This window comes from Paenibacillus sp. FSL H7-0918 (genome assembly GCF_038007025.1).
GTDB lineage: Bacteria > Bacillota > Bacilli > Paenibacillales > Paenibacillaceae > Paenibacillus_AQ > Paenibacillus_AQ odorifer.
In genome coordinates this window covers 1-22,727 of sequence record NZ_JBBOWJ010000005.1, presented here as the reverse complement: position 1 = coordinate 22,727, position 22,727 = coordinate 1, and the positions used below count along the sequence as shown (strand labels likewise).

The window sequence follows — 22,727 nt, the reverse complement described above, 5'->3', positions numbered from 1 at the left end:
AAATATAATGATGTAAATGAGGGACATGGGATGAAGGATACAGGCATGATCCGGAGTTTAGACAGTCTTGGGAGAATTGTGGTTCCCGCAGAAATCCGTATGACGCGTAATATCGACATTGGTGATCCTATCGAATTTTTTGTTTTAGACGAAAAAATCATCGTCCTTAGGAAGTACACCTCGACAGAGTGTACATTTTGCAGAAGCCACGACCATGTCACCTACTATAAAGAGCAGTTTATTTGTAGCAGCTGTCTAAAAGAAATTGTCGATCCTGAACGCATGTCTCAATTGCCAGAGTCACGTGAGGATTTTGTTGTTGAGGCACCAGAGCACAACACCAGCATCCGAAAGTCGAAGACAGAGGAAATGTGCCAACGTCTGGAACAAGCTATTGAAGATCATCCCTATGCCAACCAAAAAGAACTTGCAGAAATCCTCGGGATTAGCCAAGCCAGAGTGAGTCAGCTCAAACGCAAGCTTAGCAGCACAAGCAAATCATAAATTAAAAAAGCTTCGACGCTCCTATTTCCGGAGGTCGAAGCTTTTTTTATATCGGATAACCCTTCTGGAGGCTCCTATACTATTCAGTCAGTGCAGCTTTAAGCTCATCTGAGGATGCATTCCACCATGCTTCATTATGAGAGATCAGAAGGGATTTGAGCGCCGACTTCTCAATGGCTCCAAGCCCTGCCACATCGATCTTGCGTTTAAGAGCTGCATCCAGCTTATTGACATGCTCGGCAAGAATTTTCCATCCGCGGCGCGCTTCTGTATCAATCCACATTTCACAGGCTGTGATTCCACCATAAAATTGAGCTTCCAATGTACGGTCTACCGCTACCCATACCACCCAAACCTGTCTTCCATTCGGTACATCTTCACGATTCATGGAAAATTTAATTCCTTTTTCCACCTTGCTCTTGGCATGCATGGCACCGATATCAATAACCGCCACATCACCATCAATAATGACAGGTGAAACGTTGTTGAGATCTATAGAGCCTGCTCCAAAGCCTTTATGTTTACTTTTAGCGTTCACAATATTTAAGGCAATCTGTTTCTTGCCCTCCGGTTGTATGTTGTCCACGAGTGCACACCCTTCCTCTTACGAATAATTTAATTTTAGCTAATAATGCGGCGATTGCAAACATATACATCCCGTAGATGCTTGTCACGGGAGGAATCACACTATGAAGTCACTGTCATTAAAGTACATCATCTTTGCGACCCTGGCCATCCTCGCGCTGCTGGGAGGAGGAATATGGGCCTTTTCAGGGGATAGCTCAACAGCTTCTGTTACTAGCTTTGCTTCAAAAGAGGCCAAGTCCTCCAGCGGCACAGCGCCTGCAGCCGTACCACAGCAGGTATTGCCTGAGAGCGCACCCGTCCCGGCAGAGGAGGCTTTAAGCCAGCGGGTAGTCGAGTATCACATTGATGTCCAGCTTGTTCCTGACACAGAAACCTTAAAAGCTTCTGAGACAGTAACCTGGACACACCCCGGAGTAAAGCCAGTAAGTGATTTATATTTTCACATGTATCCAAATGCATTTGCCTCATCAGATACCACCTTTATGAAGGAATCCGGGGGGACGCTCAGAGGCGACAGCATGCCTGAGAACGGCTTCGGAAATATGACGCTGACCGATCTGCGCACGACAGAAGGAACTTCGCTAATGCAAAGAGTGCAATATGTTCAACCTGATGACGGCAATATCAACGATAAGACGCTTCTAAAGGTACATCTTCCTCAGCCTGTTAATGGTGGGGAAAGTGTAACACTTAAGCTTCAGTATGAAGTCCAGCTGCCCAAAATCTTTGCTCGCATGGGTGCTTCAGGTAACTTCGTTATGGCTGGGCAATGGTTCCCTAAGCTTAGTGTATACGAGCCTAAGGGCACGCGCGGAGTTAAAGAAGAAGGCTGGGACCTGCATCAGTATCACGGGACCTCTGAGTTTTACAGTGATTTTGGCATCTTTAATGTAACGATTGCCGTTCCTTCCAACTATACGGTGGCTGCGACCGGATTTCCTGTAAAAAATGCCAAGCTCAAACAAGATCAAAAAATATATCAGTTCTACGCCGATGATGTCCACGACTTCGCTTGGGCTGCATCCCCTGATTTTACAGTAGCAGAGGAAGCTTTCTCTACGCCGGAAGTGCCTGGAGTACGAATTAAGGTGTATCTCGACCCACTGCACAAAGACTTACAAGAGCGTTACCTTCAAGCTGCCAAGGCTGCCCTGACCTACTTCAGCAAATGGTATGGCCCTTATCCCTACTCTACGCTGTCTATTATCGTCCCACCTAAGGAGGGAAACGGCGCTGGAGGAATGGAATATCCTACCCTTATTACAGCCTTTGGGGCCGCAGATTCTTCTCCAGATACCTCACTTGAAAGAACCGTCATTCATGAGATCGGCCATCAATACTTCTACGGTATGGTAGCCAGCAATGAATTCGAGGAGGCCTGGCTGGATGAAAGCTTTACTTCCTATGCCGAAGACAGACTTATGGAACAAGAATACGGTATCAAGTCTAATTTGCCTTTACAGGCCAGCCTGGTGACTATACCTGAGCCGTTAAATCTGGAAACGTGGAAATATGCAGGGGCGGATTCCTATAGCCGAAATGTTTATATCCGCGGCAAGCTTGTACTTAAAGATATCGAACGCCAGGTAGGTACCAAAGCAATGAACAACATCATGTCCTCCTACGCTCGTAAGTTCCGTTTCCAGCATCCCGCTACGTCAGATTTTCAGAAAGTCGTTGAGAAGGTAACCAAAAAATCATGGCAGGCCTATTTCGATGATTACATTTATGGTGATGGTGCGCCTGACTTCTCAGTAGATACGATTACTTTTAAAAAAAATAACAGCGGCGATGCTCAAAGCTACGAATCATTAGTGAAGATTTCAAATAAAGGGAGCCATTACGTTGATGTTCCCGTGAAATTCACATTCGCCGACAGCTCTTCGGTGCAGCGGGTCTGGAACGGTGAAGGAGCAGAGACTACGTTTCAATTGTTAAGCGATAAGCCTCTTCTCTCTGCTGAGATTGACCCTGAGCATTCCATCTTATTGGAGAGCAAACATTTAAACAACTTTAGGCTGGCGGAAATAGAGCCCAAGACGCTCTCTCGCTGGACGTTAAGTGTAACTAAACTACTTGAAACCGTGCTCGGAACTCTTGTCTGGTGAGGTGAATGATTGTGAGAACATCGATAACCCGCGGCTGGCAAAGCATGAAGGAGCAATTTTATATTTTAATTCTGCTCTTCATCTACCGACTGCTCTGGGGCTACTTTATGTATGGTTTCATCCGATCTGCTATTATTCCAATTCTACTGCGCTATCCAGATAAAGACGCCGGCGGCAGCGGTATGGGCAGACTGTTGTATTATATCGAGGGACAGTTCAGCTTGAATACTGACCCTGCGATACGCACTTGGTTATGGATGCTTCTAGGACTTGTTGTCTTGCGACTTCTGCTTTCTCCTTTCATAAGGGCAGGATTGCTGCATGAGCTGCACCAGGAGCGAAAGGGCGAGCGCGGGCTGTTCTTTTTCCCCGGCATGAAGATCTATGGACTACCTGTCTTAGTCTTTAGCCTAATCGAATGGGTGCTGACCCTGCTGCCGCTTTACTGGCTTGCTCCAAAAATGTACGGGCTGTTCTTATCCTCTTTGTTTAACTACACTTTGTTACTTCATTTAGTACCATACGTATTGGCATGGCTTATATATATTTTTATCGTGCGCCTGTTTCTTCTATATATGCAGTTTGGTTACACCGGCGGTACAGGAATGTTCTCCTCACTGTTCATCTGCTTGCGGTCACTGATTCCTGCTATAGGTGTTTCCATTGTACTTGGTGCGGGAGGCTTGCTCTTACTGCTAGTGTGCGGACTGACGGGTCTGTTCTGTCCCGGCCTGCCGGCACTTATAATACGGCAAATCTCACCACTACCTTCTACGCTCTTAAAAATGTGGGGAATCTCTGCACAATATCATCTATGGCGTAGCAAAGCATTTCCACAATAAATTAACCTTATTTGACATAATAAAAAGGTCCCAATTCCTGTATTCAGGAGCTGGGACTTTTTCTCATTACGGATAACTTAAGAGTATTTGCAAAATCATAAAAGCTCTGTTACAATAAGTCCTGTGCTATTAGTAACAATTTTGTAATCAATTGAAACGATTCCTACATAACTAAATGTATTTATCGTAAGTGTAACTGTCGAAACGTCATTCTCTTGGTGCTTAACACGCCTAATTCCTTTGCACCGGGAAGTGGGGGAACCATATTTTGGGTGAATTGATCTCGCTTTACAGGGATCATAGGGAATCTTCTACCGAACCCTTAAGCTAACCTCGCAGGCCTTGGAAGGAGTACATCTTTTGAAAAGACATAATTTAAGAAAAAAATGCGTCGCTGCGGCGCTAGGACTTGTAATGGCATTATCTATTGGTGGAGGAAGCGCCTTTGCCGACTCTAAGATGGACACTGTAATCTCAAAGACTATTGGAGTTGCCTATAAAACCGGAGGTACAAGCACTGCCGGATTTGATTGCTCTGGATTTACAAAATATGTATTCAAGAATGTGGGTCTTACTTTACCTCGTACATCAAAAGCTCAATATAGCGTTGGAACTGCTGTATCCAAAAGCAATCTGCGTTCTGGTGATCTAGTGTTCTTTAACACACTTGGCAATGGAGTATCCCATGTCGGCATTTATGTTGGAAACGGAAAATTCGCACAATCGTCCTCTTCGCGTGGAGTGACCATCACTTCACTCAGTCAGGCCTACTGGGCCAATCGTTATGTTGGCGCTAAAAGAGTAATGAGTACTTCAGCTTATCAAGCTGTAGCCTTCGATTGAAACCTTCCTCACAACTATAACCTCATAATTACAACTATATGAACCTGAATCTGATTATTCCCGTAATCAAATTCGGGTTTTTCTTTTTTCCATAATATATTTTTACACTAATAGAGCCCAATTGAAACACGTTTATTTGATAAAAATTGCAATTATATTAAAAATTAGGTCATTATTAACGCTTACATATGCCTTTCTACCGTAAAAATGCCAATTTTTCTGCATTAATATGTTAAAAACGATTGCCAAGCGGCTTTCTGTTTGTTACAATTAGCGCAGTGAGATTTTAGTAACATTTTTGTAATCATTAAGTTGTTATTTACAAAGGTTTTGTCATGTATTGATTACAAGCTAATCCTAATCAACAGTATGAGCCGAGTTTCCTAACTATTAGGAAAACGGGGGAACCAACTTTGGGTGAATTGACCTCCATTATATAGAGGGGTCATAGGGGACCTTCAACCGAACCCTTAAGCTAACCTCGTAGGCATTTGGAAGGGGTATACACTTTTGAAGAAGAAGTTAGCAGCAGCAGTACTAAGCTTTTCCATCATCCTCACCATCGGAGCAGGAAGCGCTTTCGCAGATTCCAAAATGGATAAAGTGATTGACAAGGCCATCGGTACTAAATACGTATCCGGCGGTATATCCACTAACGGATTTGATTGCTCCGGATTTACAATGTATGTGTTTGATAAGATTGGCATTAACCTTCCACACCAATCAGGTTCCCAATATCAAATGGGCACAGCAATCTCCCGTGATGATATAAGAGCCGGAGATCTTGTATTCTTCAATACAAGTGGCAAAGGTGTCTCACATGTCGGCATTTATGTCGGTGAAGGTAAGTTCGCACACGCTTCTACCTCACGCGGTGTTACGATTAGCTCTCTGAGTGATAGCTACTACGTGAAACGCTACGTTGGTGCCAAGCGCATTATGAGCACAGACGCTTATCAATCGGTTGCTGCTGAATCGGAAGACAATGATGATGTGCAATAAGTAACGTACATAGGCTCTTTTCCAAGGTAACTCTTGGAGGAGAGCTTGTTTTTTTGTCTTATTACTTATTTACCCCTCTCATAATTTGTAAAACATTCCTCTCATATAAAGTTTCTGAGTCGAACCTCCCCCATTTTGTATATAATTAGTAATATAGCAATGTCCTCGTGAAAGGAGATCGTTGACTTTATGATAAATCCCTCGGTAACTTTTCATGTTGTTCCTATGGAGGCAATTCACGGAGAAGCTATTTGTAAGTGGAGCTATACGCCCCCATATAATATTTATGGCTGGATGCCGTGGGAGCAGATGCAGGCTCTTGGCATCGAGTTTGGTGATCCGCAGCTCCGGGAGGAACAATATATCTCCATATTAAATGAACAAGAGGTTTTGTGCGGATTCGCACAGTTGTTCCCGATGGAAGGAGTCGTCCGTTTAGGAGTTGGGATGCGCCCCGATCTATGCGGCCATGGTTTAGGCAAACTATTCGTAGATGCCATCGTCCAGACAGCCTTGAGTCGTTATCCTGATCGAGAGATAGATCTAGAAGTCCTGACCTGGAACCAACGCGCCATTCGAACTTATCAAAAATGTGGATTTACGATTACAGATACGTATGAACGCCGCACACCTACAGGAGACAAACCTTTTTATTGCATGGTCTATGACAAATGATATTAAATACCAGATATTTCATAAGAATGATTGTATTCTCGTTCATTTTTTTGTCACAAACCCTATGATAACGCTTCACCATAAGCTATAATGTAGGGAGCAGCTTACATAGAAGGGACGAATTGGGATGCAGAAATGGATCATGAGCGGTTTGTTTTTTGCCGCCTGTGCCTTTGCGGTAGTACTCATGTTTACACTTCCGGGTAAAGAAGAGGTAGCGGAAGAAAATAAGCCCACGATGCCGGTAGTTCAACTGGACGCAGCAAAGGCAGAAGCAACCGTGAAAGCCAGCTGTATCACCTGTCACGGCGATCAGCTTCAAGGTGGAGTTGGACCAAGTCTTCAGAATGAAGGCGGCCAGCATGACGCTGAGGAAATCTACAGCATCGTCACCAAAGGACGTGGTCAAATGCCTTCCTTTAAAGAGAAGCTAGCCCCTGAAGAGATCGCCAACGTCGCACTCTGGCTCTCAGAGAAAAAGTAACCCATCAAGCAACTAAAAACGCCCGTGTATGAGATAGGTGACTATCTATGCACGGGCGTTTATTTTATGATTTTGGCTAAACTAATGATTTTTTTCAAAGGCTTCATTAAATTCATGCGCCGCTCGAAGATCTAGAGCCGTAATCCCATCTTCTTCATTAGATTCAAGTCGCAGGGTAACTGTTTTATAATCAATCGTAATATGTGGATGATGATCGAAGGCTTCTGAAATCGTGGCTACTTCATCAACGAACGCAATGCCCTTCATATATTGGCTGAACATATATTTTCGCACCATAACATTATTATCCAGCTTCCACCCCTCCAGCTTGGTGATCTCCTCACGCAGTTCCTCTTCCGTAAATAACAATTCGTTTCCTCCCTTACAAAAAATTGCAGTAAAGTGCGCAGTTCCCTTTACATGACTTAGGCGTTAAACAAAACATCCCTTAGCTTCTGAGGTCCAAGGGATGTGCCAGGATAAAGGCGATATTTTCGATTTAATGTATTCACAAATCCCAGCGATTATAACTCGGCTTTATCAATTTTAACACGGGCTACTAACTACGGGCAAATTACGTCCAGACGTCTCCTCTGCCTAAATCAAAACCACTGAAGCCAAATCCTCTTCGCCAACTAAAATATTAATGCGATGCGTGTCCTTATCGTAAATAATTACGCCGCTCCCCACTTCAATCATAGGTTCATTACCCAGCGCGAAGAAAAGATCCTCAGCCAATGCTTCCCATACCTCCAGCTTTGATTCTTGGGGTAGTTCCTGCCACTCGTCCGGATCCATCTCAAAAAATAAATATCCATCGGAAATTCGTCCGACGGCTTCGGTCAAATCTGTTAGAATTTCACCGTAATCTCTACCATGCTTTACACCCACGTATATCACTCCGTTTTCTTCACAGATGAATAATTACTTACCTTATCCATTATAGCCGAAAAAATGACTTCACAAAAAACCGAATGATGTCGATAAATAAGAATATACGTTAATTCGGTTTCGCACAGAGTGCCCTGCCGCTGTTTCAAGGATGATATACGCGGCATTGTCGGAACACATCTTAAATCTCACGGACGAGGTGCAAAATGGAAATTTCAACAATAATTGGTTTAATTTTTGGTTTGGTTGCTGTAATCTGGGGCATGATCCTCAAGCACGCTCCACTTCATGCTTTGGCCACACCTGCTGCTTACGTTATTATCTTGGTGGGTACGGCAGCGTCTATTTTCATGGCCTTTCCTTTCAACGAGGTCAAAAAGATTCCAAGTCTGTTCAAAATGATTTTTATCAAAAAGAAATTAATCAGTAAACCCGAATTAATCACTATGTTCATGGAATGGGCTTCTATCACACGGCGTGAAGGTCTGTTGGCTCTAGAATCAAAGGTCGATGAAATAGAAGATAACTTCCTCAGGAATGGCATGCGGATGATCATTGATGGAAATGATCAGGATTTTGTCCGCGATGTCCTCATGGAGGATATCCACGCCACAGAGGATAGACATAAAGCAGGAGCGCTCATTTTCTCACAGGCAGGTATGTATGCTCCTACCCTTGGGGTGCTCGGGGCGGTTATCGGCCTCATCGCCGCTCTGGCTGATATGAGTGATATGAACAAATTGGCTGCGGCAATCGGGGCTGCCTTCATCGCCACTTTGCTTGGTATCTTTACAGGTTACGTATTATGGCATCCTATTGCTAATAAACTGAAACGTCTCTCCAAACAAGAAATCGAAGTTCGAATGATGATGGTCGAAGGTCTTTTGTCCATACAGTCCGGTGTATCTACTATTGCCATCAATCAGAAGCTTGCTGTATTCCTAACACCTTCGCAACGCGTTAAGTTAAATGAGAAGGACGGTGGATCAGGTGAGCAAAAAGACTAGACACGAAGAGCATGAAGAACATGCCGATGAATCGTGGCTGTTACCTTATTCCGACCTCATGACTCTTCTGGTGGCTCTGTTCATCGTTATGTATTCTATGAGCGCAACGGATGCCAAGAAATTTGAAGAGATGAGTCAAGCCTTCAGTTCCGCACTTAATGGCGGTACAGGTATTCTTGAAGAGCGGGCAGCAATGCCTAGTAAAACTCAAGAAGATCTGGGGAAAAATGATAAGATGGGTAGCTCTACTTCCAAGAAAGCTGAAGAAGCAGAAATGGCAAAGCTACGACAAAAGGAACAAGAGGATTTAGAGAAGCTTAAGAAACAATTCGATCAATATATTAAGAGCAACGGCCTAACTGATCTGCTCAGTACGAAGCTTAATCAATCTCAGCTAATGATTACGATCAGTGATAACGCATTGTTCGCCTCTGGCCAAGCCATTGTTAAGGATGATTCGCGGCAATTAGCTAAATCCATCTCAACGATGCTGCAGCAATTCCCGGATTATGATGTAGTAGTGCAAGGACACACCGACGATATTCCGATTTCCAATAGCAACTATTCATCCAACTGGGATCTGAGTGCGGATCGGGCACTTCAGTTCATGAAGATTTTGCTGCAGAACACAAATCTAAATCCGCGCAAATTTAGTGCGATTGGATACGGCGAGTATCATCCTATTTCGGATAATGACACAGCTACCGGCCGAAGCAAGAATCGCCGGGTAGAGGTTTCCATTATTCGCAAATATCAAGAATCCAAAGAGTTTACAGGGATTGTTCCCTCTGCTGAATAATTGATTTCGTAAGGTAATAAAAAGAGCTGTCCAAAGGTCTTAGACCCCGGACAGCTCTTTTTTTGTTGCGAGTACTACATTCTATATGGACCTGTAACATTGTAATAACATTCCTACAGTAACTCGTAGTTCAGCGTAGCTCCAAGCTCCTTCTTCTCAACAGCAGACAGCTCCCGCCATTCTCCCGTTTGCAATGCCCCCAGGCGAATATTCATAATCCGAATGCGTTGCAGCTTTCGCACCTCATAGCCAAAAGCGCTGCACATACGACGAATCTGGCGATTTTTGCCCTCTGTCAAAATAATACGGAAGACACGCTCCGTAATACGCGTGACCTCACAGGGCAGCGTCTTCTCACCTAATATTTTCACACCGCTCGACATGCCGGTAATAAATGAAGGCGTAATGGGTCTGTCCACGGTAACCACATATTCTTTTTCATGCCGGCCTTCCGCCCGCAAAATTTTATTAACGATATCACCATCATTAGTAAGCAAGATTAATCCTTCCGAATCCTTATCGAGACGACCAATCGGGAATATACGCTCATGATGACCTACAAAATCGACAATATTCCCCTTGATATGCTGTTCTGTGGTTGATGTAATCCCAACCGGCTTGTTTAGAGCAATGTAGACCGTCTGGCTTGAGGTTTCAAGCGCTATACCATCTATTCGCACATCATCGCCCGGAACAGCCTGACTGCCCAGCACAGCAGGCTCTCCGTTGATCGTAACTCTGCCGGCATCCACAAGCTTGTCTGCTTCTCGGCGTGAACAGTATCCTGTCTCACTGATGAATTTATTAATTCTCACGTTGTTCTTCACTCCGTTCATCCTTAATGTTAAGCCAAGGTGTAACCCCTCCAGCTGCAGGCAGCTTAATCATAACGGTTGTCCCCCGGCCAACTTCACTTTGTATTTCCAAATGACCCTTATGAGCCTGAATAATACGCTGGCTAATCATTAACCCAAGCCCAGTCCCCGATTCCTTATTCGTGAAGAACGGTTCACCCAGCTTAGGCAGCACGTCCTCTGGAATCCCTTCACCCTGATCTTTGATTACAATAAAGACGCAATCCACAGAGTTCCACAGTTCCATTGAAATGACGCCACCCTCAGGCATAGCCTCAATTGCATTTTTAACAATATTAATAAATACCTGCTTCAGCTGGTTCTCTTCACAATGTACAGTAGCAGGTTGTTCAGAGAATTTCGTACTAAATTGAATATCATGTAGATGAGCCTGACTATCCAATAGAGAAACTACATCACCTAATATGTAGCGAAGATCTTTCTCCTGAAAATGAACGGCTTGCGGCTTAGCCAGGATTAAAAATTCACTGACGATAAGATTAATCCGCTCCAGCTCGGATAACATCAGCTCTACATGAAGCGGAACCAAGAGCTCCTTCTCCTGTTGAAGCTGTAGAAATCCTTTTAACGTGGTAAGAGGGTTACGAATCTCATGAGCTACTCCTGCGGCCAATTGGCCGACTGTAGTTAGTTTCTCAGAGCGTCTAAGCAGCTCCTCCATTCGATTGCGTTCCGTCATATCACGGGAAACGTGAATAAAGGAATGGGGATAACCCTCTTCATCTCGAATTATCGAGGTACTAACGCTAACTTCAACTAATGATCCGTCCCGTTTAAGTCTCACTGTCTCGATCGGCGGCAGAACTGCACCATTTCTTAACGCGTCAAGCCGCTCTTCCTCTTGCTTAAGCGCTGTCGCGGGTACAAGATATGGCATATTGCCTATCACTTCTGTTGCACTCCATCCGTACAGCTCCTCAAAGGCTCTGTTAGTGCTAGTGATTCGTCCCTCCATATCCAACGTATGAATCGCATCCGACGTACCGTTAATTACGGATTCCAAATGCTCCTTAACCGCCCGGTTCTCTTCCAGCGTCTGCTTAAGACGATTGGTGCGTTGCATAAGATGAGAAGTCATAGCGTTAATCCGCAAGGCTAATTGACCTAACTCATCACGAGAGGTTACCTTTAATGGAGGTTCGAACTTACCTCGCGCTACGTCATTGACTTTGGCAAGTATAGCCTGAATTGGACGAGTAATAAAACCTGAAAGTATGTAACTACATAGCAAAAATAATGCTAGCAATAACAGAGACGTAGTCAAATAATTGGCTAATTGTTCATGAACTACGGATGAAATCACAGAATAATCCAAAACTACACCGATTACGTAAGGCTCCATTTTAGGATTCTGAATAGGAATGAAGCTTTTGAGCACTCTTTTCCCATGTACCTTCGTCTCCAGTGTAACTGGCTTCTGCTTCTGCTGAGCTAATAGAATAGCTGCTTTATCTTGCTCCACATTACCATAAGTATAGGTACCGAACTTAATTGGGCGGTTGCCAAGTTTCTTTTTAAATGCATCGCTTCCATCACCCGCCATACTTGCTAAACCAAATGTTGTTGGATTAAATCCTGTAAGCTCTAAAATCCCTGGATTAACTTCTTTGGTTCGCTCTACAATTTGATCGGGGTTGGTGATTTCGATATATTCACTTGCCGCAGTATTGAGAATAACAGGATTAATGATGTAGTTGCTTGCTTCATCATGATAATAACCCCACTTCTCAATGAAATCGGGATTGTAGGTTGAATATTCAAATGGGCCTGACCAAAAATGATCCAATGACTGACCTTGCCCCACAGTGACTTCCTGATTATCAAATAACTCCAAAAGGGCAAGGTACCAGTACCCCCAACCTTGAGTGGACATTCCAATATCAATCGGATTTGATGCCCTTGTCACCACGATATCATTATCAGTCTTTACCAGAATTGAAATATTAGACACGCCCAACTTGGAAGTTAGGGCCTTAAGTTGAGCGTTGGTTATATTCTTATAATCCGGACCCAATTCCTTAGAGGCAAAGATGGCAGCCATTCTTAAGTTATGCGCGATTTGATATTCTACATAGTTAGAGCTATAGTTACTTTGTTCTACAGAAACAGCCATTTGCATAGCGGTGATCTGCATATTATTTACGTTTTCATTTCTTAGATTATTCTGAGCGGCATAAAGGTTAAATGTCAGATTCAATGCTAAAATTAGCAGTACCGCTCCAAAAATAATAGCAGATAGTTTTGTCTTTATGGACAAACTGTTATTCACCTCTTATCCACTGGTAAATCCTTGCGGAGCCTATAATAAACATCATACCTTTTGCCCCCTCATTTGAAAAGGACATTTAAAACAAGCCTATTAATTCACCAAATATTGAAATTCAAAAGGTGTTTCTCTACAATATATAAGAAACCATCCACATCTTATGCACATATAAACAAATTATTAAAGTCCGGTGTGTACAAAAATGTGTATAAGTAGGCTGTTATCCACAGAGTTATGCACATTTTGTTAAGAACGAATATTTGTTCGTTGTACAATGGTTACAGAAGAAGGGAAGATGATCTTGAATATTAAAGCCAATGAATCGCCAGAAGATATACAAGCGGTTCATGAATATTGGATGAGGCAGGCGATCGCAGAAGCACGTAAAGCTGAGGCATTAGGTGAGGTTCCTATTGGCGCTGTCATTGTTCGACATGGTGAAATTATAGGACGTGGATACAATTTACGAGAAACGACAATGGATTCGACAGCCCATGCAGAGATGGTAGCCATTCGCGAGGCCAGCAATGTCATGAATTCTTGGCGTCTGCTGGATTGCCAGCTGTACGTCACCCTAGAACCTTGTCCGATGTGTGCAGGAGCAATAGTGCAGTCCAGAGTGCCTCTCACGGTATATGGAACGCCTGACCCTAAAGCTGGATGTGCCGGGACCCTCATGAACTTGCTTGAAGAGCCGCGATTTAATCATAGAACTGAGGTAATACAGGATGTTTTACAAGAAGAATGTGCAGATCTACTCACCTCCTTCTTTCGCCGTTTACGTAAAAAGCCAATTAAACAAAAGGAGGACTCCTAAATGACCCTTACTCTATATCATACCTCTCAAGGGATCTATATTTCTCCACTTGAGCTTAAGGATGCACAAAGCCTGCTGGAGCTTCGTTTAAATAACCGGGTAACCCACGAACCGTTTGAGCCAAAACGTGATGAGCACTTCTTTACCCTGGAGAGTCAGCAACAGATCATCAATCAGCGTATTGAGGACGCCCTACAGGACAGAGCTTATATGTTCGGCATTTATCTGCTGGATGGACAGCTAATCGGTCAGATCACATTGTCCAACGTCTCACGAGGTGTAGCACAATATGCTGATTTAGGATATTTAATGGATCATCGGATGCAAGGACAAGGTTATATGACAGCAGCGGTCGGATTAGTCCTTGGCTATGCTTTCCGAGCCTTAGGTCTACATAGAGTTCAGGCAGCTATTTTATTGCATAATGAAGCTTCCCGAAGAGTCCTGGAGAAGAGTGGGTTTAAACCTGAAGGGGTTGCCCGTCAGTATCTTAAAATAAATGGACAGTGGCAGGATCACCAAACCTACGCAATCTTAACTGAAGATGTGCTGACAGAGGAACAGAAATAGGATTCTGCATTGTCGCAGGAATCAGTGCTACTTTTTTTCCTAAAAAAAGACCCGCATGGGCGTATAATATACGCCTCATGCGGGTCTTTATCTTGCGAACTGGGATTAATAAGTTCCCAAACCACCGAATTCTTCTCCAAGTTGATCCATTGTAATTACATCATCACCTTGAGGGATACCAATCTTGAATACCGGCTTTTCGTTGATCTTGCTGTATTGGCCCGTTCCATTTACTGAGAAGGCCACTTTTGTGCCATCTTCCGGATCATTTACTTTAACATCCATCAATAAATCCTGATACACAGCGTATCCGTCCTTATTGATCGCAGTATTATAGTGGAACTGGTTGATGGTAAGGTACTTATCAAGATCAGCTAAGCCCTTATCCAATTCAGTTCTAGCTTCACCTGATGTCAGTTCTTCTTTAGCCTTAGCTAGATCTGCATCTTTAATCTGCAGCATATCCTTGTATTCTTCCTTGCTTACGATATCAATGATTTTTGGCAGGGCATTATTCACCAAGATAGTGATTGCTTCTTTAACATTATCGTTAGTCACTTGGAACTGAACGACTTGTTTAGCTTCCACACCTTCTGGTAAATTAGCATCTTTGGGATCAATCTCGTTAAAATATTTTTCTTCGTCATATTCAGCTAGGACAGTGTCCACCACTTCATTAGACAGCTTCTGCATTTTTTGAGTATCCATCGTACTTGGGTTAAATTCTGCACCCTCCTGCTCTGCCAACGCCTTCAGATCAACCTCTACAAACTTATTGAGGATCGTCTCAGGAATCGGTACGAAAGGAATAGATGGAATCTTAACATACAACTTCTCGGCAGTCATTACCATAGGAACATTAAAGCTCATGCTCATATCGCCTTTCAGATTCAGAACCATAGTTAGTTCTGTCTGCATTGGCTCTGCTTGATATACCCCATCAATGGTAATATCAGCATTCTTAAGCATACTAAGTACCTGTGTAGTCATTGCAGCAGATTCAGCGTCAGAAGTCTCGATCGTAAGATCGTTGATCGTGAATTTACTCTTCATCTCATAAGATGACATTGTAGTCGCTTTAGTAGCGGCTGATTTTAAGGCCTCTTTTGGCGCCTCCTGTTTACTTGCACATCCCGGCAGAATTACTGCTGCTGTAAGCAGCAATGCAGCGGCCGACAAACCCCACTTTTTGTTCATTATTGTTCTCCTCTCCCATTGTAAAAGAAATCTCTCCCCCTCCTATGATAAACCATTTGTAAAAATCAAGAAACACTTCTTTAAAATTCTTAACGTTTTTATTTGTTAACCTTGTGGATTATGGTGGTCAACATGGTTCGCTTGTTTCACCTTTTTAGAACCTGAAAGTGGTTCTGGGCCTGAAGGAGTATGGTCTTTTCTCCGCTCACCACTTGTTGGCTCTGCCCCAGGAACAGGGATACTTTTTGGTTTCGACATTTTCATTCCTCCTAAGGATTGGTCAAGTTCTGAAGAGCCTGAGCACATTCATGAATTTGCCGTGAGTATTGCTGTGCCAGCTGCTGTACGGCATCACTACGCTCATCAATATGGAGACCGCTCTGTTCCACATCCAGCAGATCCACTGCCACTTCTCTGCTATCTACATACTTGCAGCGAAAATCCAGCGAATAGCCTTGATGACCTGCCGCATTAAAATGAATCAGCAAGCTATTCGGATCCCCATTATCCGCCAGCACACTGAAACTATCCCCATCATCCATCAACGCCGGCAAGCGCTCCTGCCAGGCTGAGACAAGCTTATGCTGATCAACTTCTAATGATCTATCCATGATTATGATCATCCTCCTTCTCTAATACATTGCGGAGAAATGAAGCTTTTTATTCTCAATAGAACTGGGTCTACCAAACAAAACAAAAAACCGTCCCCCAGAGGGAACGGTTTCTATCTAATTATTCTTTAAGTTCATAAAGGAATGGCGGAGAGGATGGGATTCGAACCCATGTGGGCTTGCACCCTAACGGTTTTCAAGACCGCCCCGTTATGACCGCTTCGGTACCTCTCCAAATGCATTTAAATTTCACATGCATTAGGATTGTACCATACAATGCAAAGAAAAAGCAACTATATCTTTAAATAGTTTTTGGTTGTATCGATTTTACATTGCGCATATAAGGTTGTAGGCATTCTGGAATCAGAACACTGCCATCCTCTTGCTGATAATTCTCAAGAATTGCAGCAACCGTACGTCCAACCGCCAAAGCAGAGCCGTTCAGCGTATGAACAAATTCAGGCTTCGATTTTGGATCCTTACGGAAACGAATATTTGCCCGGCGTGCTTGGAAGTCTTCTGTATTTGAGCAAGAGGAGATCTCACGGTACATCCCACTCTCAGGCAACCACACTTCCAAATCATACGTCTTAGCCGATGTAAAGCCCATATCAGCCGTACATAACCCAAGTACACGATAAGGCAGTCCCAACAGCTGCAGCACACTTTCAGCATCTGCTGTCATTTTTTCTAATTCCTCATAAGAGGATTCAGGGGTGGTGAGCTTCACCAACTCTACCTTGTTGAATTGATGCTGGCGAATCAAACCGCGAGTATCACGGCCCGCCGAGCCCGCCTCAGAACGGAAACAAGAGCTGTAAGCTACATGGTATTTAGGCAGGTCAGCTGCCGTCAAAATCTCTTCGCGATAGTAGTTCGTTACCGGTACTTCAGCTGTAGGAATCAAATAGTATTCGGTATCCCGCAGCTTGAACAGATCCTCTTCGAATTTAGGCAGTTGTCCTGTACCATACAAGCTGTCTTTGTTTACAATGTAAGGCGGCAGCATTTCCTCATAGTTATGCTCACCACTGTGAAGATCCATCATAAAGTTAATCAGCGCCCGTTCTAGACGTGCTCCAAGTCCTTTATAGAAAACAAACCGGGATCCTGTAACCTTTGCTGCAGCTTCAAAATCAATAATATCAAGCTGCTGCGCAAGCTCCCAATGTGATTTCGGAGTGAATCCGAACTCTTTGGGCTCCGACCAGCGGCGTAATTCAACGTTATCATCCTCGGATTTCCCTACTGGAACTGAATCATGAGGAATATTAGGGATATTCATAGTAAGATCAGCAATCTGAGCTTCCAGTTCACGTACTTCATCATCAAGCTCTTTAATTCGGTCAGATACTGTACGCATTTCTGTAATTAGATCATCTGCTGGCTCGCCGTTCTTTTTCTTTTTCGCTACTTCACCTGAAACTGTATTACGACGGTTCTTAAGACCTTCGGTTTCTTGCAGTAATTCACGTCGACGCAAATCAAGTTGTGGAAAATCAGCAATTAAGTCCAGTGATTTGCCCCGTTTTTCTAAAGCCTCTTCCACTCTTGCGTAATCACTACGTAGTATTTTTACATCTAACACAAAGTTTCCCTCCTGAAAACAGCCTAAACTCTTTCAAAATGCTGATTACAGCTTTGAAAGAGTCAGGATGTTCTTTATATGCGATTTTGTTGTTGGACTTCCCTATTCGCCTCTACCATATCGGCAAAATATTGGTGCAGTCTGAAATCATCGGTCAGTTCTGGATGAAAAGAACACACCAGCAAGTTGCCTTCGCGCGCGGTTACAATCTCATCATTATAGACTGTAAGCACATCAACTCCCGGTCCTACCTCGTTGATAAGCGGTGCACGTATAAACACAGCACGAACCGGCTCATCAATGCCTTTAACCTCCAGATCACATTCAAAGCTTTCCCGTTGGCGGCCGAATGCATTCCGGGCTACGGTAATATCCATCAGCTCCAAATGCCCCGGTTCACCACCGGCAATTTTTTTGGCCAGCACGATCATACCCGCACATGTGCCAAAAATAGGCTTACCCTGATCAGAAAAATCACGGATGGCTTCTATGAAGCCATATTTCCGCATTAGCTTTCCAATCGTTGTACTTTCTCCGCCGGGGATAATCAGGCCTTCAACCTCTTCTAGCTGCTCCACACGCTTGATAGGCACGCCTTCTGCACCGGTCTTCTCTATACTAACAATATGCTCCGTAACAGCGCCTTGCAGCGCCAATACTCCTATCTTCATCCTACAACCTTCTCTCTATTAACGGCCACGCTCCGACATACGTTCAGCCGGGGTGAGAGTTGCAATATCAATCCCCTTCATTGGTGCACCAAGGTTCTTGGATACTTCAGCAATCAGTTTGTAATCAGTATAGTGTGTAGTGGCTTCAACAATCGCACGCGCAAATTTCTCAGGATTGTCCGATTTAAAAATACCCGAGCCTACGAATACACCATCAGCACCCAAATGCATCATAAGAGCAGCATCTGCAGGAGTAGCTACACCCCCAGCGGCAAAGTTAACAACCGGCAGTTTGCCAAGCTCATGTACTTCGAGCAACAGCTCGTAGGAAACTCCCAGGTTCTTTGCTTCATTATATAGCTCGTCCTTGGACAAATTCGTTACTTTACGGATTTGACTGTTGATAAAGCGCATGTGACGCACGGCCTCAACAATGTTGCCTGTTCCTGGTTCACCTTTTGTACGGATCATGGAGGCACCTTCGTTAATACGTCTCAGTGCTTCTCCCAGATCCTTCGCTCCACATACAAAAGGAACGGTGAACTCATGTTTATCAATATGGAATACTTCATCAGCAGGAGTAAGAACTTCACTCTCATCCAAGTAATCAACACCCAAAGATTCTAGAACTTTCGCTTCTACATAATGGCCGATACGAGCCTTAGCCATAACAGGGATACTTACCACCTTGAGAACCTCTTCTACAATTGTAGGATCGGCCATCCGTGCTACACCGCCAGCTGCACGAATGTCAGAAGGTACGCGTTCCAGAGCCATAACAGCAACTGCACCAGCAGCCTCAGCAATTTTTGCTTGCTCTGCATTCATGACGTCCATAATGACGCCGCCTTTTTGCATTTCTGCCATGCCTCTTTTAACTCGCGATGTACCTGTTTCCATGTCCTAACCCCCCGAATGATCTATCTTAATCTAACTTGTAATTTTACCCCAATGAAGGGAAATCTACAACCCATTTACTCGGATTTACTGCTGATTTCGACACCAAACTGCATTAGAACAAGTTCTTGATCCCTGAAAATAAATCACCGAAGAAATCGCCAATCGCTCTAAGGAACAACTTGAACCAGCCAGCCTTCTCAGCTTCCTCTACTGTGATCAGATTAACTGTTTTCTCCTGTGCTGCTTGCATGCCTTCAGCCTTGTAGGAATAGGTAACTTTACCTACTTTAGAGGATTGAGCTATAGGAGCAACCAAAGTTGCAGGGTCATTTGTTACAACAGTTGTAGTAACTTCAGGAGAAACCGTTCCCTTAGGAACAATGAAAGAAACTCCTTCATCAGTAACTATAGAAACATCTTTATTCTTGCCTTTCAGTACCGGAACTGTTTCCGTGCCAGCAATAACAGCCTTCGGAGCTACAACCTGTTTGATTTCAAAGTTGTTAAACCCGTAGTCGAGCACTTTTTTTGTTTCTGTGAATCGATGTGCCTCTGAATTAGCACCCATAACAACACTGATTAGACGCATTCCATCACGCACAGCAGTACCTGTAAAGCAGTTACCTGCATTTGTGGTATGGCCAGTCTTCAGTCCATCTAGACCTGGATAAGCATATGCCTTAAAGTTGGGAATACTTTTGTTAGCTTCCAGCATCCAGTTGTAGTTAATGATCGGCGCTGTATCCCGATCACGGAATTTATAAGACTGAATCGTTGTAAATTCAGTGAAGTCCGGGTGGTCAGTAACTATAAATTTAGCAAGAGTAGCTGCATCTCTAGCTGACATTACAGTCTCTTTATCAAGATCAGGACGGAATTTCTTCGGCATGTCTGCCCGATCAAGTCCAGTTGAGTTAATAAAATAGGTATTTTTCATGCCCATCTTCTGTGCAGTCTGATTCATTAGTTCTACGAATTGTTCTTCTGAACCCGATACCAATTCTGCCAAAGCAACTGTGGCATCATTCGCCGATCCTACAGCCATCGCTATGTATAGCTCTTTAACCGTATGTTCATCTCCAGCCGCCAGAAAAATTCGTGATCCGACCTGTTTGGAAGCATTCTCTTGAATGATAACCTTTTGATCCCAAGAGATGTCTCCTTTTTTCACGGCATCAGATACAAGATATTCAGTCATCATCTTGGTCATACTCGCAGGTGGGAGTGGTGTATCTGGATTTAGAGCCATAAGTACTTGGCCTGTAGTTGGTTCTATTAGAATAGCAGAACTCAATTCCAAGTTAAGAGATTCCACAGAAGGGATCTTAACTGCGTTGGTCTTGGGTGCAGTTTCAGTAGCAGTTGCGGCACCTTCGGTTGTAACCGGAGTTTTGCCCGCTTCAGCCAATGCTGGAATTACTGGGTTCATTAACATATTTAAAAGCAGACCTACAGTCGCTGTCTTAATTACAATTTGCTTACCATTAAATTTTCGTTTGTGCTTCAATGATTACGACTCTCCTTTAAATCTCATATCAATAGCTTGTTCTATTCTAACACAGGGGTACCCGCAAAAAAAGACAGACAGGACGAAATAGTCCTGTCTGTCCAAAAAATAATACGGTTAGTCCATTATACGGAATAGTTTGGTGCTTCTTTTGTAATTTGCACATCATGCGGGTGGCTCTCACGAAGTCCAGCACTTGTGATACGAATGAAAGAAGTATCGTTACGCAGTTCTTCCAATGACTTCGTACCGCAATAGCCCATACCTGAGCGCAATCCGCCGATCAATTGATGAACAGTGTCAGAAAGAGGCCCTTTAAAAGCAATACGTCCCTCAATTCCTTCAGGAACGAGCTTTTTATCATCATCTTGGAAATAACGGTCTTTACTGCCTTGTTTCATGGCACTCATGCTGCCCATACCACGATATACTTTAAATTTACGGCCTTGATAAAGCTCAGATTCCCCTGGGCTTTCTTCAGTACCTGCAAACATACTTCCCATCATTACAGCATGAGCACCCGCTGCGATAGCCTTAGTGATCTCCCCAGAATACTTAATACCGCCATCAGCGATAATAGGAATTCCGTACTCACGAGCAACTGTCACACAATCATAAATGGCTGTAACCTGAGGTACGCCGATACCAGCGATAACACGTGTTGTACAGATCGATCCTGGTCCAATACCTACTTTAACTACAGATGCACCAGCTTCAATAAGTTCACGGGTTGCTTCGCCTGTAGCCACGTTACCAGCAACAATCGTAAGATCAGGATACAACTCACGAATTTGGCGAACCGCTTCAATTATATTAATGTGGTGACCATGTGCAGAATCGACGACGATCAAGTCCACACCAGCTTTTACTAATGCTGCAGTACGTTCGAAGGTGTCTTTAGAGATACCAACAGCTGCTCCAACAAGTAGACGGCCATGTGCATCTTTGGCTCCGTTAGGGAATTGAATAGCTTTTTCAATATCCTTAATGGTGATGAGACCCTTAAGAATATTATTCTCGTCCACAAGGGGAAGCTTCTCGATCTTATGACGTTGCAGGATACCTTCTGCTTCCTGAAGGGTTGTACCCACAGCAGCTGTTACAAGATTCTCATGTGTCATAACTTCTTTAATTTGAATATTGAAATCATGAATAAAGCGTAAGTCTCTATTAGTCAGAATACCGACAAGTTTATTGTCACTGTCTACAATCGGCACTCCGGAAATGCGATATTTACCCATTAAAAGCTCTGCATCAGATACCATATGTTCTGCCGTAAGTGAGAATGGATTCGTAATAACTCCGCTCTCGGAACGCTTCACACGATCTACTTCTTCCGCTTGCTGCTCTACAGGCATATTCTTGTGTATAATCCCGATGCCACCCTCACGAGCAATTGCAATGGCCATGGCGGCTTCTGTGACTGTGTCCATACCTGCACTCATAAGTGGAATATTCAACTTCACATTCTTACTTAGAACTGTGGTCAAATCCACTTCTTTAGGCAGTACCTCAGATTTACGCGGAACCAGCAGCACATCATCAAAAGTTAGACCTTCTTTACCAAACTTATCTTTCCACACCTGGGTCATTCCTCCTCGGTTGTTTTAAATTATACCCGCCTACAAACTTTATGAAAGAAGAACCTTTGACTCCAGTCCATTCACGACAGACAATTCTGTACATCTGGGGGCTGAACAAGTGTAGATCTTCAATTAAGGTTTGAGATGCTTATCCAAAAATATATTATTGCCATCTTAGCAAAGGGCATTTGGACTGTCAAGAACATTACATCATCAGAGTAGGTATTCAAAAAACGGCCGCCGAGTAAGCGAATTATTGGACGTTAGTCCGTGCTGGGCGGACAATTTAGTGTGTAAAAAATTCACAATGCATCTCTGTTCACCTTTTAAGCCACGCTTATCTCCATCTTAGTATCTCGAAATATAGCCTAATGAATTCTTTATTTACATAACAAAAAG

The 22,727-nt window shown here is 43.6% G+C and carries 24 protein-coding genes, 1 tRNA gene and 2 riboswitches; of the genes, 11 read left to right on the top strand and 14 right to left on the bottom strand.

From position 1 onward, the window contains the following. Positions 1-30: 30 nt before the first annotated feature. A complete protein-coding gene (locus tag MHI15_RS27540) occupies positions 31-504 on the top strand; it encodes an AbrB/MazE/SpoVT family DNA-binding domain-containing protein (RefSeq protein WP_038568063.1) in 474 nt (157 codons plus the stop codon). Positions 505-583: 79 nt separating this feature from the next. Here the strand turns inward: MHI15_RS27540 and MHI15_RS27535 are convergent, their stop codons facing one another. Continuing rightward, on the bottom strand, positions 584-1,090 hold the full coding sequence (locus tag MHI15_RS27535; protein WP_036679953.1) for a YwhD family protein: 507 nt from the start codon (positions 1,088-1,090) through the stop codon (positions 584-586). A gap of 103 nt (positions 1,091-1,193) precedes the next feature. Here MHI15_RS27535 and MHI15_RS27530 point away from each other — a divergent pair, with 103 nt between their 5' ends. The 6 genes from MHI15_RS27530 to MHI15_RS27505 all read left to right on the top strand — a co-directional run bounded on the left by MHI15_RS27530 (position 1,194) and on the right by MHI15_RS27505 (position 7,046). Continuing rightward, positions 1,194-3,200, top strand: a complete 2,007-nt coding sequence (locus MHI15_RS27530) for a M1 family metallopeptidase (RefSeq protein ID WP_076187210.1) — start codon at positions 1,194-1,196, stop codon at positions 3,198-3,200. 11 nt (positions 3,201-3,211) lie between these two features. Further along, on the top strand, positions 3,212-4,042 hold the full coding sequence (locus tag MHI15_RS27525; protein ID WP_076280421.1) for a hypothetical protein: 831 nt from the start codon (positions 3,212-3,214) through the stop codon (positions 4,040-4,042). Between the two features lie 218 nt (positions 4,043-4,260). Beyond that, positions 4,261-4,399: riboswitch (cyclic di-AMP (ydaO/yuaA leader) on the top strand. A 57-nt stretch (positions 4,400-4,456) separates the two neighbouring features. Further along, complete coding sequence (locus tag MHI15_RS27520; RefSeq protein ID WP_076130394.1) at positions 4,457-4,885, top strand: C40 family peptidase; 429 nt, start codon at positions 4,457-4,459, stop codon at positions 4,883-4,885. 362 nt (positions 4,886-5,247) lie between these two features. Continuing rightward, positions 5,248-5,390, top strand: a riboswitch (cyclic di-AMP (ydaO/yuaA leader). Between the two features lie 5 nt (positions 5,391-5,395). Then, on the top strand, positions 5,396-5,887 hold the full coding sequence (locus MHI15_RS27515; RefSeq protein ID WP_036679958.1) for a C40 family peptidase: 492 nt from the start codon (positions 5,396-5,398) through the stop codon (positions 5,885-5,887). Between the two features lie 189 nt (positions 5,888-6,076). After that, complete coding sequence (locus MHI15_RS27510) at positions 6,077-6,562, top strand: GNAT family N-acetyltransferase (RefSeq protein ID WP_076280416.1); 486 nt, start codon at positions 6,077-6,079, stop codon at positions 6,560-6,562. A 127-nt stretch (positions 6,563-6,689) separates the two neighbouring features. Beyond that, complete coding sequence (locus tag MHI15_RS27505) at positions 6,690-7,046, top strand: c-type cytochrome (RefSeq protein ID WP_036679962.1); 357 nt, start codon at positions 6,690-6,692, stop codon at positions 7,044-7,046. Positions 7,047-7,127: 81 nt separating this feature from the next. On the opposite strand, the gene MHI15_RS27500 is transcribed toward MHI15_RS27505, so the two are convergent. Beyond that, the gene (locus tag MHI15_RS27500; protein ID WP_076130383.1) at positions 7,128-7,415 is read right to left on the bottom strand and encodes a 4a-hydroxytetrahydrobiopterin dehydratase; all 288 of its coding nucleotides are present in this window, start codon (positions 7,413-7,415) and stop codon (positions 7,128-7,130) included. Positions 7,416-7,643: 228 nt separating this feature from the next. After that, entirely contained in the window at positions 7,644-7,937 is a 294-nt protein-coding gene (locus MHI15_RS27495) for a hypothetical protein (RefSeq protein ID WP_036679966.1), read from the bottom strand. A 206-nt stretch (positions 7,938-8,143) separates the two neighbouring features. On the opposite strand from MHI15_RS27495, the gene motA reads away from it, so the two are divergent. Continuing rightward, positions 8,144-8,944: a flagellar motor stator protein MotA gene (gene motA, locus MHI15_RS27490; RefSeq protein WP_036679967.1), complete on the top strand. Its 801-nt coding sequence runs from the start codon at positions 8,144-8,146 to the stop codon at positions 8,942-8,944. Continuing rightward, a complete protein-coding gene (gene motB, locus MHI15_RS27485) occupies positions 8,928-9,743 on the top strand; it encodes a flagellar motor protein MotB (RefSeq protein WP_076130384.1) in 816 nt (271 codons plus the stop codon). Before motA ends, motB begins: the two co-directional genes overlap by 17 nt. Before the next feature lie 113 nt (positions 9,744-9,856). Here motB and rluF read toward each other — a convergent pair whose 3' ends face one another. Then, a complete protein-coding gene (gene rluF, locus MHI15_RS27480) occupies positions 9,857-10,558 on the bottom strand; it encodes a 23S rRNA pseudouridine(2604) synthase RluF (protein WP_076280420.1) in 702 nt (233 codons plus the stop codon). Continuing rightward, positions 10,548-12,875 (bottom strand): sensor histidine kinase, encoded by a 2,328-nt coding sequence (locus MHI15_RS27475; protein ID WP_076280415.1) that lies wholly within the window; start codon positions 12,873-12,875, stop codon positions 10,548-10,550. Before MHI15_RS27475 ends, rluF begins: the two co-directional genes overlap by 11 nt. A 310-nt stretch (positions 12,876-13,185) precedes the next feature. Between MHI15_RS27475 and tadA the strand changes: the two genes are divergently transcribed. Next, positions 13,186-13,701: a tRNA adenosine(34) deaminase TadA gene (tadA, locus tag MHI15_RS27470; RefSeq protein WP_256716154.1), complete on the top strand. Its 516-nt coding sequence runs from the start codon at positions 13,186-13,188 to the stop codon at positions 13,699-13,701. Further along, complete coding sequence (locus MHI15_RS27465) at positions 13,702-14,271, top strand: GNAT family N-acetyltransferase (RefSeq protein ID WP_076187218.1); 570 nt, start codon at positions 13,702-13,704, stop codon at positions 14,269-14,271. Positions 14,272-14,376: 105 nt separating this feature from the next. Here MHI15_RS27465 and MHI15_RS27460 read toward each other — a convergent pair whose 3' ends face one another. The 9 genes from MHI15_RS27460 to guaB all read right to left on the bottom strand — a co-directional run bounded on the left by MHI15_RS27460 (position 14,377) and on the right by guaB (position 22,328). Beyond that, positions 14,377-15,468, bottom strand: a complete 1,092-nt coding sequence (locus tag MHI15_RS27460) for a hypothetical protein (RefSeq protein WP_076130388.1) — start codon at positions 15,466-15,468, stop codon at positions 14,377-14,379. 105 nt (positions 15,469-15,573) lie between these two features. Next, positions 15,574-15,726 (bottom strand): small acid-soluble spore protein P, encoded by a 153-nt coding sequence (locus tag MHI15_RS27455; RefSeq protein WP_076138623.1) that lies wholly within the window; start codon positions 15,724-15,726, stop codon positions 15,574-15,576. An 11-nt stretch (positions 15,727-15,737) separates the two neighbouring features. Then, positions 15,738-16,079 (bottom strand): hypothetical protein, encoded by a 342-nt coding sequence (locus tag MHI15_RS27450; RefSeq protein ID WP_036679977.1) that lies wholly within the window; start codon positions 16,077-16,079, stop codon positions 15,738-15,740. A 145-nt stretch (positions 16,080-16,224) separates the two neighbouring features. Next, positions 16,225-16,313 (bottom strand) — tRNA-Ser (locus tag MHI15_RS27445). A 67-nt stretch (positions 16,314-16,380) separates the two neighbouring features. Then, positions 16,381-17,667 carry a serine--tRNA ligase gene (gene serS, locus MHI15_RS27440; RefSeq protein ID WP_038568043.1) on the bottom strand — a complete coding sequence of 429 codons (1,287 nt, stop codon included), beginning with the start codon at positions 17,665-17,667 and terminating at the stop codon, positions 16,381-16,383. A 74-nt stretch (positions 17,668-17,741) separates the two neighbouring features. After that, positions 17,742-18,338 (bottom strand): pyridoxal 5'-phosphate synthase glutaminase subunit PdxT, encoded by a 597-nt coding sequence (gene pdxT, locus MHI15_RS27435; RefSeq protein WP_076282742.1) that lies wholly within the window; start codon positions 18,336-18,338, stop codon positions 17,742-17,744. Between the two features lie 18 nt (positions 18,339-18,356). After that, positions 18,357-19,238, bottom strand: a complete 882-nt coding sequence (gene pdxS, locus MHI15_RS27430; protein WP_036679980.1) for a pyridoxal 5'-phosphate synthase lyase subunit PdxS — start codon at positions 19,236-19,238, stop codon at positions 18,357-18,359. 112 nt (positions 19,239-19,350) lie between these two features. Beyond that, complete coding sequence (locus tag MHI15_RS27425) at positions 19,351-20,745, bottom strand: D-alanyl-D-alanine carboxypeptidase family protein (RefSeq protein ID WP_076187220.1); 1,395 nt, start codon at positions 20,743-20,745, stop codon at positions 19,351-19,353. 125 nt (positions 20,746-20,870) lie between these two features. Beyond that, positions 20,871-22,328 carry an IMP dehydrogenase gene (gene guaB / locus MHI15_RS27420; RefSeq protein WP_341165143.1) on the bottom strand — a complete coding sequence of 486 codons (1,458 nt, stop codon included), beginning with the start codon at positions 22,326-22,328 and terminating at the stop codon, positions 20,871-20,873. Positions 22,329-22,727: the final 399 nt, after the last annotated feature.